General features: G+C 69.4%; 16 protein-coding genes. 10 read left to right on the forward strand and 6 right to left on the reverse strand.

Annotated features, from left to right (window positions below; genetic code table 11):
- The first annotated feature begins 12 nt into the window (after positions 1-12).
- The 3 genes from AB0C36_RS02735 to AB0C36_RS02745 all read left to right on the forward strand — a co-directional run bounded on the left by AB0C36_RS02735 (position 13) and on the right by AB0C36_RS02745 (position 3,583).
- A complete protein-coding gene (locus tag AB0C36_RS02735) occupies positions 13-1,386 on the forward strand; it encodes a carbohydrate ABC transporter permease (protein ID WP_358348162.1) in 1,374 nt (457 codons plus the stop codon).
- Positions 1,383-2,351, forward strand: coding sequence for a carbohydrate ABC transporter permease (locus tag AB0C36_RS02740; protein WP_358348165.1), 969 nt, complete (start codon positions 1,383-1,385; stop codon positions 2,349-2,351). The genes AB0C36_RS02735 and AB0C36_RS02740 overlap by 4 nt, the downstream gene beginning before the upstream one ends.
- A 116-nt stretch (positions 2,352-2,467) precedes the next feature.
- A complete protein-coding gene (locus AB0C36_RS02745; RefSeq protein WP_358348168.1) occupies positions 2,468-3,583 on the forward strand; it encodes a winged helix DNA-binding domain-containing protein in 1,116 nt (371 codons plus the stop codon).
- A gap of 96 nt (positions 3,584-3,679) precedes the next feature.
- On the opposite strand, the gene AB0C36_RS02750 is transcribed toward AB0C36_RS02745, so the two are convergent.
- The 4 genes from AB0C36_RS02750 to aceE form a co-directional block, all read right to left on the reverse strand.
- Complete coding sequence (locus AB0C36_RS02750) at positions 3,680-4,459, reverse strand: amino acid ABC transporter ATP-binding protein (RefSeq protein ID WP_358348171.1); 780 nt, start codon at positions 4,457-4,459, stop codon at positions 3,680-3,682.
- Entirely contained in the window at positions 4,456-5,409 is a 954-nt protein-coding gene (locus tag AB0C36_RS02755) for an amino acid ABC transporter permease (protein WP_435838966.1), read from the reverse strand. The genes AB0C36_RS02750 and AB0C36_RS02755 overlap by 4 nt, the downstream gene beginning before the upstream one ends.
- Before the next feature lie 27 nt (positions 5,410-5,436).
- A complete protein-coding gene (locus tag AB0C36_RS02760) occupies positions 5,437-6,417 on the reverse strand; it encodes an ABC transporter substrate-binding protein (protein WP_358348174.1) in 981 nt (326 codons plus the stop codon).
- Positions 6,418-6,769: 352 nt separating this feature from the next.
- Positions 6,770-9,535, reverse strand: a complete 2,766-nt coding sequence (gene aceE, locus AB0C36_RS02765) for a pyruvate dehydrogenase (acetyl-transferring), homodimeric type (RefSeq protein WP_435838967.1) — start codon at positions 9,533-9,535, stop codon at positions 6,770-6,772.
- A 440-nt stretch (positions 9,536-9,975) separates the two neighbouring features.
- Between aceE and AB0C36_RS02770 the strand changes: the two genes are divergently transcribed.
- Entirely contained in the window at positions 9,976-10,218 is a 243-nt protein-coding gene (locus tag AB0C36_RS02770; RefSeq protein ID WP_358348180.1) for a DUF1918 domain-containing protein, read from the forward strand.
- A 296-nt stretch (positions 10,219-10,514) separates the two neighbouring features.
- The gene (locus tag AB0C36_RS02775) at positions 10,515-10,961 is read left to right on the forward strand and encodes a DUF3052 domain-containing protein (RefSeq protein WP_358348183.1); all 447 of its coding nucleotides are present in this window, start codon (positions 10,515-10,517) and stop codon (positions 10,959-10,961) included.
- A 262-nt stretch (positions 10,962-11,223) separates the two neighbouring features.
- Here AB0C36_RS02775 and AB0C36_RS02780 read toward each other — a convergent pair whose 3' ends face one another.
- Complete coding sequence (locus AB0C36_RS02780) at positions 11,224-12,177, reverse strand: maleylpyruvate isomerase family mycothiol-dependent enzyme (RefSeq protein ID WP_358348185.1); 954 nt, start codon at positions 12,175-12,177, stop codon at positions 11,224-11,226.
- A 151-nt stretch (positions 12,178-12,328) separates the two neighbouring features.
- Between AB0C36_RS02780 and AB0C36_RS02785 the strand changes: the two genes are divergently transcribed.
- From AB0C36_RS02785 to AB0C36_RS02805, 5 genes are all read left to right on the forward strand, one after another.
- A complete protein-coding gene (locus AB0C36_RS02785) occupies positions 12,329-12,787 on the forward strand; it encodes a peroxiredoxin (protein ID WP_358348188.1) in 459 nt (152 codons plus the stop codon).
- Between the two features lie 197 nt (positions 12,788-12,984).
- On the forward strand, positions 12,985-13,560 hold the full coding sequence (locus AB0C36_RS02790; protein WP_358348191.1) for a TerD family protein: 576 nt from the start codon (positions 12,985-12,987) through the stop codon (positions 13,558-13,560).
- A gap of 174 nt (positions 13,561-13,734) precedes the next feature.
- On the forward strand, positions 13,735-14,313 hold the full coding sequence (locus AB0C36_RS02795) for a TerD family protein (RefSeq protein WP_358348194.1): 579 nt from the start codon (positions 13,735-13,737) through the stop codon (positions 14,311-14,313).
- Between the two features lie 122 nt (positions 14,314-14,435).
- Entirely contained in the window at positions 14,436-15,611 is a 1,176-nt protein-coding gene (locus tag AB0C36_RS02800; protein ID WP_358348196.1) for a DUF475 domain-containing protein, read from the forward strand.
- Between the two features lie 261 nt (positions 15,612-15,872).
- Positions 15,873-16,559: a TerD family protein gene (locus AB0C36_RS02805; protein ID WP_358348199.1), complete on the forward strand. Its 687-nt coding sequence runs from the start codon at positions 15,873-15,875 to the stop codon at positions 16,557-16,559.
- A 105-nt stretch (positions 16,560-16,664) separates the two neighbouring features.
- Here the strand turns inward: AB0C36_RS02805 and AB0C36_RS02810 are convergent, their stop codons facing one another.
- Positions 16,665-18,128 (reverse strand): TerD family protein, encoded by a 1,464-nt coding sequence (locus tag AB0C36_RS02810; RefSeq protein ID WP_358348202.1) that lies wholly within the window; start codon positions 18,126-18,128, stop codon positions 16,665-16,667.
- Positions 18,129-18,427: the final 299 nt, after the last annotated feature.

Raw genomic sequence — 18,427 nt, forward strand, 5'->3', positions numbered from 1 at the left:
GTCATCGCGGACATGGCGGACACGACCGACCCGACCCGCATCGACCAGCCGCCGCCGCGCAAGCCGGCCGAGGCCGCGGGGGACGACTCCCGCGGCCTCGGTACCGGGCGGCTGCTGGGCTGGCTGTTCCTGCTCCCGGCGCTGCTGGTGCTCGCGGTGCTGGTGGTCTATCCGATCGTCTGGACGCTGATCCGCAGCCTTTTCGGTGCGGAAGGCTGGTCGGATTTCGCGGGGCTCGGCAACTACCAGGACCTGTTCACCGACGACGACACGTTCACCGCACTGAAGAACAACCTCATCTGGGTGCTCGTGGTGCCCGCGGTCGTGACGGCCTTCGGGCTGGTCTTCGCGGTGCTCACCGAACGGGTGAAGTTCGCAACGGCGTTCAAGCTGGTCATCTTCATGCCGATGGCCGTCTCGATGCTTGCGGCCGGCATCATCTTCCGGCTCGTCTACGACCGCGACGCGGACAAGGGCGTGGCCAACGCCGCGCTGGTGACCGTGCACGACGCGTTCTCCGAGGGCGCGCCCTATCCCGGCGCCCGACCGCGTCCGAACGGCGGCATCGACGAGGAGGGCGGCGGCTTCATCACCGCGGCGCCGAGCGGCCCGGGCACCCCGGTGCTGCTGCCGCTCGTGGCGCTGCCCGACGACAAGATCCCGGCGGACGCCCTCCCGGCCCCGGCGGCGCCGCCCGCCACCGGACCGGCGCTGTCCGGCGTCGTGTGGCTCGACTTCAGCCGCGGCAACGTCGGCAAGCCGGGCCAGGTCGATCCGGGCGAACGCGGCCTGCCGGGAGTGCGCGTCGAGGCGGTGCGCGACGGCCGTACGGTCGGCTCCGCGACGACCGGCACCGACGGATCCTTCACGCTCCCCGAGGAGGCCACCGCCGACGGACCCGTGCAAGTCCGGCTCGCCGAGTCGAACTTCGCCCAGTCCTTCGCCGGCTACGACTGGCTCGGCCCCAACCTCATCACCCCGGCCATCATCGGCGCGTACGTGTGGATGTGGGCGGGCTTCGCGATGGTCCTCATCGCCGCCGGCCTGGCCGCGATCCCGCGCGACGCCCTGGAGGCGGCCCGGGTCGACGGCGCCACCGAGTGGCAGGTCTTCCGCCGCGTCACCGTGCCGCTGCTGGCACCCGTGCTCGTCGTGGTGATGGTGACACTCGTCATCAACGTCCTGAAGGTCTTCGACCTCGTCTACATCATCTCGCTCGGCTCGTCGCAGAAAGAGGCCAACGTCCTCGCCCTGCAGATGTATTTGGCCTCCTTCGGCGGCGGCAACAACCAGGGCCTGGGCAGCGCGATCGGCATCGTCCTGTTCCTCCTGGTCCTGCCGGCGATGCTCTTCAACATCCGGCGCTTCCGAAGGGAGAACAAATGACCGCGGGGGCAGAAGGGGCGCCGGCCGGTGGCGCGAAGGCGACCGCCACGGGCGTCGGAACTGGCCCGGAACCCGGCTCCGGAGGTCCGGAGCCGGGTGGGACGGGAGGCATCAAGCGCGGTGTCGCGTCGCGGATCGTGGCGCGGACCGGCGGCGGCGCGGTCGCGGTCGGACTGGTCCTGGTCGCGCTGTTCTGGCTGATGCCCACCTTCGGGCTGCTGGTGTCGTCGCTGCGGCCGCCGAAGGAGACCAGCACGTCCGGGTGGTGGAAGGTCTTCTCCGAGCCCGGCCAGATCACCTGGACGAACTACGACAAGCTGCTGTCGAACGACGACATGATGCGGGCGTTCTTCAACACGATCTGGATCACGGTGCCGAGCACGCTGCTGGTGATCCTCATCGGCTCGCTCGCGGCGTACGCCTTCGCCTGGCTCGAATTCCCGGGCCGCGACTGGCTGTTCCTCATCGTCGTGGGGCTGCTCGTGGTGCCGGTGCAGGTCGCGCTCATCCCCATCTCCAAGCTGTACGGCGAGACGAACCTGTTCGGCACGATCTTCGGCGTCGTGCTGTTCCACGTCGCCTTCGGCCTGCCGTTCGCGGTGTTCCTGCTGCGCAACTACTTCGCCGGCATCCCCAAGGACCTGCTGGAGGCCGCCCGCATGGACGGCGGCACGGACCTGACGATCTTCTTCCGCGTCATCCTGCCGCTCGGCCTCCCCGCGATCGCCTCGCTGGGCATCTTCCAGTTCCTGTGGGTGTGGAACGACATGCTCATCGCGCTGATCTACGCCGACACCGACTCCGCGCCGCTGACCGTCGCGCTCCAGTCGCAGACGCGCGCGTTCGGCGCCAATATCGACGTGCTGGCGCCCGGGGCCTTCCTGTCGCTGATCGTGCCGCTGATGGTCTTCTTCGCCTTCCAGCGCTACTTCGTCCAGGGGGTGATGGCGGGCGCGGTCAAGTAGGCACCCAGAAGCAGGAACCAGAACCAGGAACCAGAATCCGGAACCAGAAACAAGAACCAGAAACAGGAACGTATATAGGAGCGTTCCGTTCCTGATTGGCTCGTAGAGTCGGTGGCATGACGAACGCAGCCCCACGCACGCTCACCCTCCGCGAGCTCAACCGCGCCACCCTCGCGCGGCAGCACCTGCTGGAACGCGTACGCATGCCCGCGCTCGACATGGTCCGCCACCTCGCCGGGCTCCAGGCCCAGCACCCGACCTCGTCCTACTTCACGCTCTGGACGCGCATCGCCGACTTCGACCCCGAGGAACTGGTCGGGCTCATGACCGGCCGTCAGGTCGTCCGTATCGCGCTCATGCGCTCGACCATCCACACCGTCACGGCGGACGACGCGCTCGCCTGGCGGCCGCTGCTGCTTCCCGTCATGGAGCGCATGTACAAGTCGTCGCACTCGCGCCGGACGGCCGGTGCGGACCGCGACGAACTCACCGCGACAGGACGCGCGTTCATCGAGGCGGAGCCGCGTACCTTCGCCGAGGTCGGCACGCACCTCGGGGCGCGCTGGCCGGACGCGCAGCCGTCCGCGCTGTCGGCCGCCCTGCGTACGTGGGCGCCGCTCGTCCAGGTGCCCCCGCGCGGCCTGTGGGGGCGCAGCGGGGCCGTCGCGCACACCACGCTGGAGCACTGGCTTGGCCGACCACTGGAGGCCGAGCCGTCGGTCGACGCCATGGTGCTGCGCTGCGTCGCCGCGCTCGGCCCGATGTCGGTCAAGGACGTGCAGGTGTGGTGCGGGCTCACCCGCCTCAAGGAGGTCCTGGAGCGCCTGCGGCCCCAACTGACCACCTTCCGCGACGAGAACGGCCGCGAACTGTTCGACCTGCCCGACGCCCCGCGCCCGGCCGCGGACACCCCGGCGCCCGTACGCTTCCTCGCCGACTTCGACAACATCTTCCTCTCCCACGACGACCGCTCCCGCGTGGTCACGAAGGAATGGCAGCAGTGGGGCATGGACCAGGGCAACATGCTCTGGGGCGGCCTGCTGGTCGACGGGTTCGGCCGGGCCGCGTGGCGGATCGAGCGTACGAAGGACACCGCCACGCTGCTGATCTCCTCCGGTCCCGAGCCGAGGAACGCCCTCAAGGCGCAGCGCGGCGCGATCGAGGACGAAGGCCGCCGCCTGCTCGCCTTCGCCGCCCAGGACCGCGACAAGCACGACATCGTGTACGCCTGACGCCTGACGCCTGACACGCGGCGCGCCCGGCAGCGCCCCCGGACACGCGTACGGGGCGCCCCGACCGGGACGCCCCGCACACCAACCCACCTACGGCTACAGCACCTTCGACAGGAACGCCTTCGTCCGGTCGTGCTGCGGGTTCGTCAGGACCTCGCGCGGATGCCCGGACTCCACCACCACGCCGTCGTCCATGAAGACCAGCGCGTCGCCGACCTCGCGCGCGAAGCCCATCTCGTGCGTCACGACGATCATCGTCATGCCGTCCTCCGCGAGCCCGCGCATGACGTCCAGCACCTCGCCGACCAGTTCGGGGTCCAGCGCCGACGTCGGCTCGTCGAAGAGCATCAGCTTCGGCTCCATCGCCAGCGCCCGCGCGATGGCGACGCGCTGCTGCTGCCCGCCGGACAACTGTGCGGGGTACGCGTCCTTCTTGTTCGCGAGCCCCACCCGGTCCAGGAGCTTCAGCGCGCGCTCCCGGGCCACGGCCCGCGTCTCGCGCTTGACCTGGACGGGCGCCTCCATGACGTTGCCGAGCGCCGTCATGTGCGGGAACAGGTTGAACCGCTGGAACACCATGCCGATGTCCCGGCGCTGCAAGGCGACTTCGGAGTCCTTGAGCTCGTAGAGCTTGTCGCCCTTCTGCCGGTAGCCGACCAGGCGCCCGTCGACCCACAGCCGGCCCGCGTTGATCTTCTCCAGGTGGTTGATGCACCGCAGAAACGTCGACTTGCCGGACCCGGACGGGCCCACGACGCAGAAGACCTCCTGCGGCATCACCTGCAAGTCGATGCCCTTGAGCACGTCGATCAGACCGAACGACTTGTGCACCTGCTCGGCCAGCACCATCGGCCGGCTCTTGTCCACGACGGTCATGAGCGCGGCACCTCCGGGCGGCGCAGCGAGAACGCCATGCGTTTGATCTTCTGGATCGGCGTGTCCGGCAGGCTCCGCAGCGATCCCTTTGCGTAGTGCCGCTCCAGGTAGAACTGGCCGATGCTGAACACCGACGTCAGGATCAGGTACCAGACCGACGCCACCAGCATCATCTCGATGACCGCCAGTGAACTGGAGGAGATGTCGGTGCTGCGCTTGTAGAGCTCGTTGTACTGCGCGACGAAGGCGAGCGACGACGTCTTGAGCATGTTGATGTACTCGTTGCCGGTCGGCGGGATGATCACGCGCATGGCCTGCGGCAGTACCACGCGCTGCATGGTCTTGCGCTTGCTCATGCCGAGCGCGTGCGACGCCTCGCTCTGGCCTTCGTCCACCGACTGGATGCCGGCCCGCACGATCTCCGCCATGTACGCGGCCTCGTTGAGCCCGAGGCCGAGCAGCGCGGCGAGGAACGGGGTCATGAACGTGTTCATGGGCTCGCTGTAGAACCCGAGGTTGAAGTTCGGGAAGACCAGCGACAGGTTCCACCAGATGGTGAGCTGCACGATGACCGGCGTGCCGCGGAAGATCCAGATGTATCCCCAGGCGACGGAGCGCAGTAGCGGGTTGTCGGAAAGGCGCATGACCGCGAGGACCACGCCGAGGACGACACCGAGGATCATCGAGCACACGCTGATGAGGAGGGTGTTGCCGGCACCTTCGAGGATCGTGTCGAACGTCAGGTACTCGCCGACCGTGTCCCAGTTGATGTTGGCGGTCGCGAAGGCGTTGACCAGCAGGCCCAGGAGGCCGAGGACGACTACCGCGCCGGCCCAACGACCGTAGTGCCGTACTGGGATCGCCTTGATCGGGACAGGGCCGGCGACGATGGCCGGGCCGGAGCCGGCCGGCGTCTTGCCGGCCGGCTCCTTGTCACTGGAGGGGGGCACCGGGGATGACCTTTCGGAGCCGGCGGATCAGGAGCCGCCGTTGATCTTGACCTCGGTGACCGCGCCCTGCTTGACGTTCCACTTCTCGAGGATCTTGCCGTAGGTGCCGTCTGCGATCAGCTGCTCGACGGCCTCCTTGACGACGTCGCGCAGCTGGCTGTTGTTCTTCGCGACGCCGATGCCGTACGGGCCGGGATCGATCTGCTCGCCGACGACCTCGAAGTCGTTGCCGTCGCCGCCGGTCTGCGCCGCGTAGGCGGCGACCGGGAAGTCGCTGATGTCGGCGGCCGCGGCGCCCTGCTTGACGCGCAACAGGGCTTCGTTGTCGTGCTCGTAGGCCTGGATCGTGATGGCGCCCTTGCCGTCCGCCTTGCACTTGTCGCTCTGCTTGTTGGCGGTCTCCTCGTGCGTGGTCGCCTTCTGCAGTGCGACGGTCTTGCCGCAGAGGTCGTCGAGGGTCTTGATGTTCTGCGGGTTGCCCTTCTTCACCAGGATCGAGCCGCCGGCGTTGAAGTAGTCGACGAAGTCGATGCCGTCGCCGACTTTCTTGCCCTCGTCCATGCCGGTCTGGCGGTCCTTGTTGTCGCTCATCGCCGACATGATCAGGTCGATGCGCTTGGAGTCGAGCCCCGTGATGAGCGAACCGAAGGTCATGTCCTCGATCTCCACCTTGACGCCGAGCTTCTCGCCGATGGCCTTGGCGAGGTCGATGTCGAAGCCGATGAAGGTCTTGCCGTCCTTGTCCTTGAACTCGACGGGCGGGTACGCGACCTCGGAGCCGATCTTGACGACCTTGGAGTCCTGGTACTGCTTCGGGAGCTTGACGAACAGCGCGCCGCCGGCCGGCGGCGCCGACGCACCCGCCGAAGTGGGGGCGGTGCCGCCGGACGGGGTGGACTTGACGTCGTCCTTCTTGTCGTCGTCGCCGCAACCGGTGAGCAGGAGCGCTCCGGCCACAAGCACGGCGCCGGCCGCGAGGGTACGGCGACGCGCCGAGAGTGCAGTCATCGAGGGTCCTCCATGGGGAAGCGGATCAGCCGACCGGGACGGGTCGTGCGTGAAAAAGATCGATACGGACACTTGTTGTCCGTGCCGAGATCACGACGCAGTTTCCCATCATGTGGACCTCAGATGGGATGCCAGTCATGTCAAATTCACATAACGGATGACGCGCGTAGCTGCGTGATCATAGGGCCTCGGGAGCGGAATCCTACTCTCCAGTAGTCCTGTGGCCCGACATTGACCCGCTGTGAGAACTCCGCGTACCGCTCCCGCGGACCGACCGCTCGAACGCCGGAGGGCCCGGAACGCGGATGCGTTCCGGGCCCTCCGGCGGTGCCGTGCGCTGATGTCGTGCCGGTTACGCGTCTCCGCCCACCGTGCCGACGCCCGCGGCCTTCACGTCGAGGATCTGGTAGCGGTCGATGGCCTTCTTGACCGTCGCCGCGTCCACCTCGCCGCGGCGGGCGAGCTCGGAGAGCACGCCCACGACGACCGACTCGGCGTCCACGTGGAAGTACCGCCGCGCCGCGCCGCGGGTGTCCGCGAAACCGAAGCCGTCGGTCCCGAGCGACGCGTAGTCGGACGGCACCCAGCGGGCGATCTGGTCCGGCACCGAGCGCATCCAGTCGGAGACCGCGATGACCGGACCCGGCTTGCCGTCCAGCACCTGCTGGACGTACGGGATCCGCGGCTCCTCCTCCGGGTGCAGCAGGTTGTGCTCCTCGCACTCCACCGCCTCGCGGCGCAGCTCGTTCCACGAGGTCGCGGACCACACGTCGGCGACGACGTTCCACTCATCGGCGAGCATGCGCTGCGCGTCGAGTGCCCACGGCAGGCCGACGCCGGACGCCAGGATCTGGGCGCGGAGCGCGCCGTCCCGCGGCTCGCCCTCCTTGAGCCGGTAGAGGCCCTTGAGGATGCCCTCGACGTCCACGCCCTCCGGCTCGGCCGGCTGGTCGATCGGCTCGTTGTAGACGGTGATGTAGTAGAAGACGTCCTCGCCGTGCGGGTGCTCGTCGGACGAGCCGTACATGCGCCGCAGGCCGTCCTTGACGATGTGCGCGATCTCGAACGCGTAGGCCGGGTCGTACGCCACGACCGCCGGGTTCGTGGACGCCAGCAGGTGCGAGTGCCCGTCCGCGTGCTGGAGGCCCTCGCCGGTGAGTGTGGTGCGTCCCGCCGTCGCGCCCAGCACGAAGCCACGCGCGAGCTGGTCGGCCATCTGCCAGAACTGGTCGCCGGTGCGCTGGAACCCGAACATCGAGTAGAAGACGTACACCGGGATCATCGGCTCGCCGTGCGTCGAGTACGACGAACCGGCGGCGATCAGCGACGCGGTGCAGCCCGCCTCCGAGATGCCCTCGTGCAGCATCTGACCGCTCGACGACTCCTTGTAGGAGAGCAGCAGTTCGCGGTCCACGGCCTCGTACGTCTGGCCGTGCGGGTTGTAGATCTTGGCGGTCGGGAACATCGCGTCCATGCCGAACGTGCGGTACTCGTCCGGCGCGATCGGCACGAAGCGCTTGCCGATCTCGGAGTCGCGCATGAGGTCCTTGAGCAGCCGCACGAAGGCCATCGTGGTGGCCATCGGCTGCCGCGCGCCCTTCTTGATCGGCGCGTAGACGTCGTCGCCGGGCAGCTTGACCGGCTTGGCGCGCACGATCCGCTGCGGCATGGTCCCGCCGAGCGCCGCGCGGCGCTCCATCATGTACTCCATCTCCTCGGACTTCTCGCCCGGGTGGAAGTACGGCGGGACGTCGGCCTCCAGGTCCTTGTCCGAGATCGGCAGGTACAGCCGGTCGCGGAACATCTTGAGGTCGGCCTTGGTGAGCTTCTTCATCTGGTGCGTCGCGTTGCGGCTCTCGAAGTTCGGACCGAGGGTCCAGCCCTTCACCGTCTGCGCGAGGATCACGGTCGGCTGGCCGGTGTGCTCACGGGCCGCCTTGAACGCCGCGTACACCTTGCGGTAGTCGTGCCCGCCGCGGCCGAGCTTGACCAGCTCGTCGTCGGTCAGGTGCGCGACCATCTTGCGCAGGCGCGCGTCGTCGCCGAAGAAGTGCTCGCGGGCGTACGCGCCGGACTCCACGGCGTACGTCTGGAACTGGCCGTCGGGGGTCGTGTTCATCTTGTTGACGAGCACGCCGTCGGTGTCCTGCGCGAGCAGGGAGTCCCACGAGCGGTCCCACACGACCTTGATCACGTTCCAGCCGGCGCCGCGGAAGTACGACTCCAGCTCCTGGATGATCTTGCCGTTGCCGCGTACCGGGCCGTCGAGGCGCTGCAGGTTGCAGTTGATGACGAACGTGAGGTTGTCCAACTCCTCACGGGCCGCCAGACCGATGTTGCCCAGCGACTCCGGCTCGTCCATCTCGCCGTCGCCGAGGAACGCCCACACGTGGCTGCGCGAGGTGTCCTTGATGTTGCGGTTGTGCAGGTAGCGGTTGAACCGCGCCTGGTAGATCGCGCCGAGGGGGCCGAGGCCCATCGAGACGGTCGGGAACTCCCAGAAGTCCGGCATGAGCCGCGGGTGCGGGTACGACGAGAGACCGTACGGCGCCTGCGAGTGCTCCTGGCGGAAGCCGTCGAGGTGCTGCTCGGTGAGCCGGCCCTCGAGGAACGCACGGGCGTAGATGCCGGGGGCGGCGTGGCCCTGGAAGAAGATCTGGTCGCCGCTCTCGCCGTGGTCCTTGCCGCGGAAGAAGTGGTTGAACCCGACCTCGTAGAGGCTCGCGGACGAGGCGTACGTCGCGATGTGGCCGCCCACACCCAGTCCGGGGCGGTTGGCGCGCGACACCATGATCGCGGCGTTCCAGCGCACGAAGGCGCGGATGCGGCGCTCGATGTCCTCGTCGCCGGGGAACCACGGCTCGCTCTCCGGCGGGATCGTGTTGATGTAGTCGGTGCTGCGCAGGGCAGGCACGCCGACCTGCCGCTCGCGGGCGCGTTCGAGCAGCTTGAGCATGATGTAGCGGGCGCGCTGCCGCCCCTGCTCGTTGATGACGGAATCCAGCGACTCCAGCCACTCGCCGGTTTCGCTCGGGTCGATGTCCGGCAGCTGGCTCGGCAGGCCGTCACTGATGATCGAGAAGCGCTCTCGTCCGGATGCCACGCTGTTCCTTCGCATATCGGTAGATGTTGCGATCATCGGCCGGGCGCGAAATGTCCGAATTTCTTCGGCCGCTTCGCACATCGGCCGCCACTGAGCGGTGTCGCGCCGCCTCCATCGTGGTACCCGGACGTCGTATCCGTCATCTCTACCGATCGGTAATGAACCCGGCTGGTGCTGGTCTTAGCGCCCAGACGTGCTCATCCCTGCCGTATCGATCTCGTGGATCCGTATCACTCTTTCTCCGGCTACCGCGACAAGGGGCGGCGATGCCCTGACTCCGGCTGTCGCCGGACGCCACACGCGGCGGCACGCGGGTACGGGGTAACCGCATCCGCGAACCATCAAGAAGATTACGCCCGGAGTCTTTCGCGGACCGCACCGGCGTAGTTGTCTGGGAGGTGTATGGATGCCGTGAGGGGGGACACAGCGGGGCATCCTCGGCGGAAGGAGATCCGATGCACGCGACGATCGGCGACCGGCTCCACGTCCACGGCAACGCGGTCGGCCGGGCCGACCGGATCGGCGAGATCCTCGAGGTACGGGGCCCCGACGGGGCGCCGCCGTACGTCGTGCGGTTCGACGACGGACACACCGGGTTGATCTTCCCGGGGCCTGACGCGGAGGTCGAGGCGGCCTCGGCGGGGCTGCCCGGACACGCCGGGGCTCCGGTGCCAGGTGGGCGGCGGCAGGGCTGGTAGGCGGCCGGGCCGACGGGCGCCCGGGCGGCGGCAAGTCGGCGGCCGGCGGCGGTCCGCGGCGGCTTCGGCCCGGCTCCGGGTCGGCTTCTGGCCGACTCCGTGGCGACCCCGGGGCGCGCGCGGGCGCGGCTTCGGGCGACAGCGCGCCGGGCGTACGCCGGAGCGTCCGCCACATACGTCCCCGCGGTGGTGTTTGGGTGGCGGCGTGACCTGGGTACTTGCGCGAACAGCCCGGCGCGTGTGGACTACGGCCACAGCTCCGGAACACAGCGGGGCCGAACATGGGAGGTCACTTCGTGAGCGCGACCGCGGACCACGCGGAGGAACGGTCCAACCCGCTGACGCGGCTTGGGTTCCAGCCCGGACAGGTGGTCCAGGAGCTCGGTTATGACGACGACTGCGACGAGGAGTTCCGCGACGCCGTCGCGGAGATCACGGGCAATGACCTCGTCGACGAGGACTACGACGAGGACGTCGCCGACGTTGTCATCCTTTGGTTCCGGGACGGGGACGGCGACCTCGCCGACTCCCTGGTGGATGCGTTGACCACGCTCACGGACGGCGGCACCGTGTGGCTCCTGACCCCGAAGACGGGTCGGGACGGGTACGTCGAGCCGAGCGACATCGGCGAGTCGGCCCAGACGGCCGGTCTGTCGGGAACCACCACCACGGCAATCGCCAAGGACTGGTCCGGAGCCCGGTTGGTCGCCCCGAAGACGGCCCGCAGCAGCGGCCGCAAGTAGCGGCCCGAGGCGGCGGCCGGCAGGCCGTACCGTCCTGGGACCCGGGGAGACACGACCGGGCGGCCCGGGGAATCGGACGAACCAGCGCACCCGGCGGGGGCGCGGGACCGGTGGGCGCATGTGCGCTCCGACCGGCCTCGCGCCCCCGTCGGTGTTCGGTCGACTCGGCAGCCGGTCACGTCGGCAACTGGTCGCTTCGGCTGCCCGTCCCGGTGTAATGCCGGTGCCCGGTTGTGTGCGGGGTCCGATCCGGGGTGTTCGGTCAGCGCTGGAAGCGGCCTATCGCGCGGCCCAGTCCGCCCAGCCAGCCCGCCGCGACGTTCAGGGCGGGCCCGCCCGGCAGACCGGGGACGCGGTCCAGCAGCGGGGCCAGCGCGAGCAGTCCCGGCACGTTGTCGAGGCGCAGGTCGCGCTTGACGAGCAGCGGCGGCACCGAGCGGCGTCCGGCGGAGGCGTCCAGCAGCAGGGCGGCGGAACTCGCGCGAACCGCGGGGCCGGTGCTCTTCCCGGCCGGGACCGCCCGCACCGACCAACCGCCGCCGTCGGCCGCGAAGGCCCAGCCTCCGCCGGGGCCGACGAGTGCGCTCTCGGCGGTCAGGCCGTACCGCGCGGCCAGTGCTCCGGTGATGTCGGCGAGTGCCAGCAGGCCCGCGTCGACCAGCTCGGCGTCCGCCTCGGGCGCGCCGCACGGGACCAGGTCGGCGGCGTGCACGGCCAGTTCGTACGCGATGGCCCCCAACTGCGTCAGCAACGGCACCGGTCCCACCTGTGAGCCCGTGCGGGCCAGCCCTATGCCCTCCCGCTCCACCGCGTCGAAGGCCGCCACGAGGCGTGTGCGGCCGTCGTCGAGCGCGGCGAGGAGTTCGGCGGCGGTCGCGTCGCGGTGGGCCTCGACGAGGGCGGCGTTCGCGGTGTCCTGGTCGAGCGGTTCGGCGTCCGCGGAGCGGGTGCCGCGCGCCTCGGCCAGCAGGCGGGCGAGCAGCGGCTCGTCCGGCCACGACGCCAGGTGCGCGACGACGGCCCGGCCCGTCCACCCAGGCAGGCGCGACGGCGCGTCGGGGTCGGCCGCGGCGGCGAGGTCGCGGAACGCGTCCCACGCGAGCAGGGCACGGGTGCGCTGCTCGGCGAGCGGGGCGGACGCTGCGCCGAGCGCGGCACCCTCGGACGCGGGGCCGGGCGGGCCCGCCGGTTCGTACGGCCGTGCGGTCGTGGACATGACGAACATCTTTCCCGGGACATATCGCTGCCAAGCGGCCGGGCCGAACGCATGCTCGGGCCGGGTGCCAGACTGTGGGCTGTGAAGCCCCGCCCGGGGCGCGACACCGTCACACCGCAGTCACACCGCAGTTGGTCGAAAGGACGCACCAATGGCCGTCGAGATCGGCAGCAAGGCCCCCGACTTCGAGCTGAAGGACCAGCACGGGAGCGTCGTCAAGCTCTCGGACTTCCAGGGCAGCAAGAGCGTCGTCCTGCTCTTCTACCCGTTCTCTTTCACCGGTGTGTGCACGGGCGAGCTGTGCGCGCTGCGGGACGAGCTGCCGACGTTCGTCAACGACGACGTGCAGCTGCTCGCGGTGTCGTGCGACTCGATGTTCACGCAGAAGGTCTTCGCGGAGAAGGAGGGCCTGGAGTACCCGGTGCTGTCCGACTTCTGGCCGCACGGCGCGGTGGCGCAGGCGTACGGCGTGTTCAACGAGGAGAAGGGGTGCGCGGTCCGCGGCACCTTCATCATCGACAAGGACGGCGTCGTGCGCTGGAGCGTCGTCAACGCGCTGCCCGACGCGCGCGACCTGAACGAGTACGTCAAGGCGCTCGGCACCCTCTGAGCCCGGCTACGGCGCCGGTCCGAGTGCGCCGGCGCACGCCCCTGGAATTCGGGAGATCCCTCGGCTTTGCCGACGACACCTGCCAGATCATGCCGGGGTCAGGAACTCGTGACTAGGATCGGATCGTTGTCCAGCCGTACACGGCAAATTCCGGAGCACCGCCACCGCGGCGAGCTCCACGATCTTATGGAGGACTCGTGGGAGTCAGCCTGAGCAAGGGCGGCAACGTCTCCCTGACCAAGGAGGCCCCGGGCCTTACGGCCGTCCTGGTCGGCCTGGGCTGGGACGTCCGTACCACCACCGGTCAGGACTTCGACCTCGACGCCAGCGCGATTCTGCTCAATGCCGGCGGGAAGACCCTGTCCGACGGGCACTTCGTGTTCTTCAACAACCTCAAGAGCCCGGACGGCTCCGTCGAGCACACCGGCGACAACCTCACCGGTGAGGGCGAGGGCGACGACGAGGCGATCAAGGTCAGCCTCGCGACCGTCCCCGCCGACGTCGAGCGCATCGTGTTCCCGGTGTCGATCTACGACGCCGAGACGCGGCAGCAGTCGTTCGGCCAGGTCCGCAACGCGTTCATCCGCATCGTGAACCAGGCGGACAACAACGAGCTGGCCCGGTACGACCTCACCGAGGACGCCTCGACCGAGACCGCCATGGTCTTCGGCGAGCTGTACCGCAGCGGTGCCGAGTGGAAGTTCCGCGCGGTCGGCCAGGGCTACGCGTCGGGTCTGCGCGGCATCGCGCAGGACTTCGGCGTGAACGTCTGACGAACAAACGCCTTGAAGACGCCCGCCGGCCCCGAGCCGGCGGGCGTCGCGCGTTCTCGCGCGTTCTCGGGCGCATTCCAGAGGGATATCCCTTGAAGCTCATCAGGGGTCGAGACGCGGCATACCACTGCTGACTACGCTTCGACCGGGGACTATGCGAAGCAGGAGGAATTCATGGGGGTCACCCTCGCCAAGGGCGGCAATGTCTCGCTCACCAAGGCCGCTCCGAACCTGACCACCGTGCTGGTGGGTCTGGGCTGGGACGCGCGGGCCACCACGGGCGCGTCGTTCGACCTGGACGCCAGCGCCCTGCTGTGCGGCGCGGCGGGCAAGGTGCTGGGCGACGACTACTTCGTCTTCTACAACAACCTGAAGAGCCCCGAGGGTTCGGTCGAGCACACCGGCGACAACCTGACCGGTGAGGGTGAGGGCGACGACGAGGTCCTCATGGTCGACCTCACGCTCGTACCGCAGACGGTCGAGAAGGTCGTCTTCCCGGTGTCGATCTACGACGCCGAGACACGGGGCCAGACGTTCGGACAGGTCCGCAACGCCTACATCCGCATCGTGAACCAGGCGGACGGAAACGAGCTTGCGCGCTACGACTTGACCGAGGATGCGTCAAGCGAGACGGCCATGATCTTTGGAGAACTTTACCGTTACCAGGGGGAGTGGAAGTTCCGCGCAGTAGGCCAGGGGTACGCTTCGGGGCTGCGGGGCATCGCCCTGGACTTCGGGGTCAGCGTGCAGTGATCGGTCCGGTCGAGGGTCGGTTGCCACGGTGACCGGCCCTCTGCTGTTTTCGGGCCCGAAGCCCGCACCCTCGTAATCGCTCGGAAGTCTGGACTCTGGACTAGGAAAGGGACTCCTGCCCCGTGTTGCTCCGTACCTTCGGCTGGTCCTTCGCCGTCACCGGCGTCGGCCTGGCACTGGCCTTCATTCTTTGGGGGTGGGAGGGCTTCGCGGTCGTCGCGATCCTGTCCATCCTGGAGATCTCCCTGTCCTTCGACAACGCGGTGGTCAACGCCAGCGTGCTGGCGAAGATGAACGCGTTCTGGCAGAAGATCTTCCTCACCATCGGCATTCTGATCGCCGTATTCGGCATGCGCCTGGTCTTCCCGCTGCTCATCGTCGGCATCACGGCGAAGCTGGGACCGATCGAGACGATCGACCTGGCGATCAACGACAAGGACGAATACGAGCGCCTGGTCACCGCGGCGCACCCGTCCATCGCGGCGTTCGGCGGCATCTTCCTTTTGATGATCTTCCTCGACTTCATTTTCGAGGACCGCGAGCACAAGTGGCTCGCGTGGCTGGAGAAGCCGCTCGCCCGGCTCGGCAAGCTCGACGTCCTCTCCGTCCTGGTGGCGCTCAGCGCGCTGCTGGTCGTCGCGACGACGTACGGCGCGGAAGCGCTCGTCGGGGACCACGAAACGGCCGACAAGACCGCCACAGTCCTCATCTCCGGTCTTCTGGGACTGATCACCTATCTTGTCGTCGGCGGCTTGTCCGACCACTTCGAGAACAAACTCGAAGAGGACGACGAGGACGCGGCCGAGGACGACGAGAAGGCCGAAAAGGCGGAAGAGGGCGGCGGAGCCACCAAGAACGGCGGCAACCGCGAACTCGTCGGACTCGCCGGCAAGGCGGCCTTCTTCCTGTTCCTCTACCTGGAAGTCCTCGACGCGTCGTTCTCGTTCGACGGCGTCATCGGTGCCTTCGCCATCACCAACGACATCTTCGAGATGGCACTCGGCCTCGGCATCGGCGCGATGTACGTCCGGTCGCTGACCGTGTACCTCGTCCGCAAGGGCACCCTCGACGACTACGTCTACCTGGAGCACGGCGCGCACTACGCGATCGGCGCGCTGGCGATCATCCTGCTGGTCACCATCGGCCAGCACATCAACGAGGTGGTCACCGGCGTCATCGGGGTCGCGCTGATCGCCCTGGCGTTCTGGTCATCGGTGGTGCGCAACCGTCGGATCGGCCACGAACCGGGAAAAAATAACGGGCAGGGCTCCGAATCGGAAGTCGAGGCGAAGGTCTGACAACCGCTCGTCGGACCTTCGGGACCTGACAGCCGGGTCCGCCGAAACGTTCGGTCGGACAGTCCGGAGAGGGTCCTGCCCGGGCCCTGAAGCTCCGACCCGCGGGCCCTGACCCGGGGCCCGGACCGTACGCGGCCCGTCCCCGGCGCCCGGTCCCGGGAAGGCCGTACCGCACGCGCAGCCACACGGCGCGTGCGGTACGGCTATTTTTGTGGCTACACCGTCACTGCACGCGGTGGGTCGCACGGCGGGGAGGGCGCAATGCCGTTGTTCGGTCGGCAACAGGGGCTGGTCGGTGAGACCGACACCGGCAGCCACAAGGTCACGCTGACGCGGAGTTCGCCGGAGGTGTCGCTGACCCGGCAGGGCTCCGCGACCGGGACGCTGCGCGTCAACCTGCACTGGAACCAGTTCTACGAGGAGCCGCCGGCGAAACCGCGCGGCGGGCTCTTCCGCCCGCTACAGGTCGACGCACCGCCGCTGCCGCAGAAGATCGACCTGGACCTCGGCTGCATGTGGGAACTGTCGGACGGCTCCAAGGGCGTCGTCCAGGCGCTGGGCAACCTCTACGGGGACTTCAACCAGGCTCCGTACGTGCGCCTCGACCACGACGACCGCACCGGGTCGGCGTCGGGCGAGACGATGTTCATCAACCTCGACCAGACCAGGCTGCTCAAGCGGCTGCTGATCTTCGTCTACATCTACGACGGCACCCCGGCGTTCGACCAGGCGAACGGCGTCGTCAGCCTGTTCCCGAACGCGGGCCGCCCCATCGAGGTGCGCCTCGACGACCGCTCGGCGGGCGCGCGGACGTGCGCGGTGGCGCTGCTGGAGAACCACGGCGACGACATGACCGTGCGCCGCGTGGTGCGCTACATCGACGGCTTCCAGGCCGAGTTGGACCGCGCGTTCGGCTGGGGCCTGGTCTGGGCGCGCGGCTACAAGTAGGGCGTGCCGCGCGAGCGGCGGCTTGGTCGAGTGCGCGTCTCCGCGGGCGGTGCGCGCTGGGAGGCGCGTCGACGTGGGTCCAACGCGGTGTCGGTCCAACGCGGGTTACTGGAACTGCGGGCCTTGGGGCGGGGAGTTGAGCCACTGGGTCTGCGGGGGGTGACCGGCCGGGCCTGCCGGCGGTTGGATGTGGCCCTGGGGCGCGTGCCCTTGGCCCGGGTGCGGCTGCATCTGGTGGTGCTGCCCCTGGTACGGCTGGTGCCCGGGGCCGGAGCCCGGAGCGGACCCGGGGCCGGAGCCCGGCTGGGAACCGCCGAAGTGTTGGGCGGCTGCACCGACCGCGTACTGCGGACCGCCCTGCGGCATCCGCATGATCCCGGGCGGCGTCGACAAGGCGGCCCCCGGCGTGCTGCCGGCCCCCGGCCCGCTCGCACCGGGCGGTGTGCCCAGTGTGGGCGGCGGCGGTACGTGCGCACCCTGCGACGGCGTCTGCGGGAAGCCGGAGCCGCCCACGGGCGTGTGCGGGCCGGGCGGCGGGGGGATGGGCGCCCCGCCGTACGGCGTCTGGGGGCCCGTGGCGCCCGCGGACGCACCACCGGGGGTGGCCGGGGCACCCGCGCCCGGTCGGCCGGGTGACGCGGGCAGCGGCGGCGGATCGTGCGGCAGCGACGCGGGCATCAGCGCGGTCGGGGCGAGGTCGGACGGCGGCGTCGGGGCACCCGGCCGACCGGACCCGGGCCCGGACGCGCCCGGCCCGGCGGCACCGGGTCGCACGGCGGCAGGGCCGGCCGGAGCCGGCGTCGGGGACGGCGCAGACGGGGTGTTCGGGCCTGCCGTGGTCGGGGCCGGAGTGGGCCACGACGACGCGGCAGGCGCACTCTGCGGCGTCTGCGCGGGCGTTTGAGCGGGCGCCTGCGCGGGCGTCCGAGGGGGTGTCTGCGATTGCGCCGGCGCCGGCGTGGCGGCGGGAGCGGACGCAGGCGAACGCCCCGGCGTCGATGCCGCGGGAACGGCCGCGGGCGGCTCCGGCTCGTCGTCGTCATCGACGTTGATGCCGTAGTCGGTCGCGAGGGCCGCGAGCCCGGCGTCGTACCCCTGGCCGATCGCGCGGAACTTCCACTGGTCGTTGCGCAGGTAGATCTCGCCGAACACGAACGCCGTCTCGGTCGTGGCGCCCGCGATCGGGAAGTTGAGCAACTCGCGCCCGCCCGCCGCGTCGAAGACCCGCAGGATCAGGCCCGGCACCGCGCTCACGCGTCCGCCGTCCGCGGAACCGGCGACCACGACACGCGTGATGCCCGCCTCCAGCCCCTTCACGTCCACCCGGAAGGCGTCCGAGCACCCGGACGGCGCCACGATCTTGTCCCCGTGCACAACCGCGCCCGAAGGGTGCGTGGGCTGGTTGTAGAACACGAAGTCGGCGTCGCTGCGCACGCGCCCGTCGTCGCCGAGCAGCAGCGCCGAGCAGTCGATGTCCGGAACCCCCGGACCGGTACGCCATTCCAGGACGACCCGGACCGAGTCCGCGCCCAGGACCGTGTTCGCGCCCTTGGTCATCACCTGCGTCATGCGCCCATCCTGCCCGCTTCCGTACCCCGTACTCAACGCGGGCGACGCGGCGCGGCGCCGGGGAACCGGAAGGGCGGGGTCGTCCGTTATCCGGAATGCGCGGCCTGATCTGTGCCGGTGTTACAGGCGTTTCCGGGCCGCTACGTTGTGTGACCGCGGGAACCGGTGTGTACTCCCGTCAGGCATTTCCCCTCAGGGATGGACGAAGGCCCTCCGGATCGGACCGTGTGTGTCACCTCTGTGACAAGCCCGTGAACGTCTGACGCATGCGCCCGGGAGATCTTCTGTCATTTTGCTTT

The sequence above is a fragment of the Streptodolium elevatio genome, assembly GCF_040649515.1.
GTDB lineage: Bacteria > Actinomycetota > Actinomycetes > Streptomycetales > Streptomycetaceae > Yinghuangia > Yinghuangia elevatio.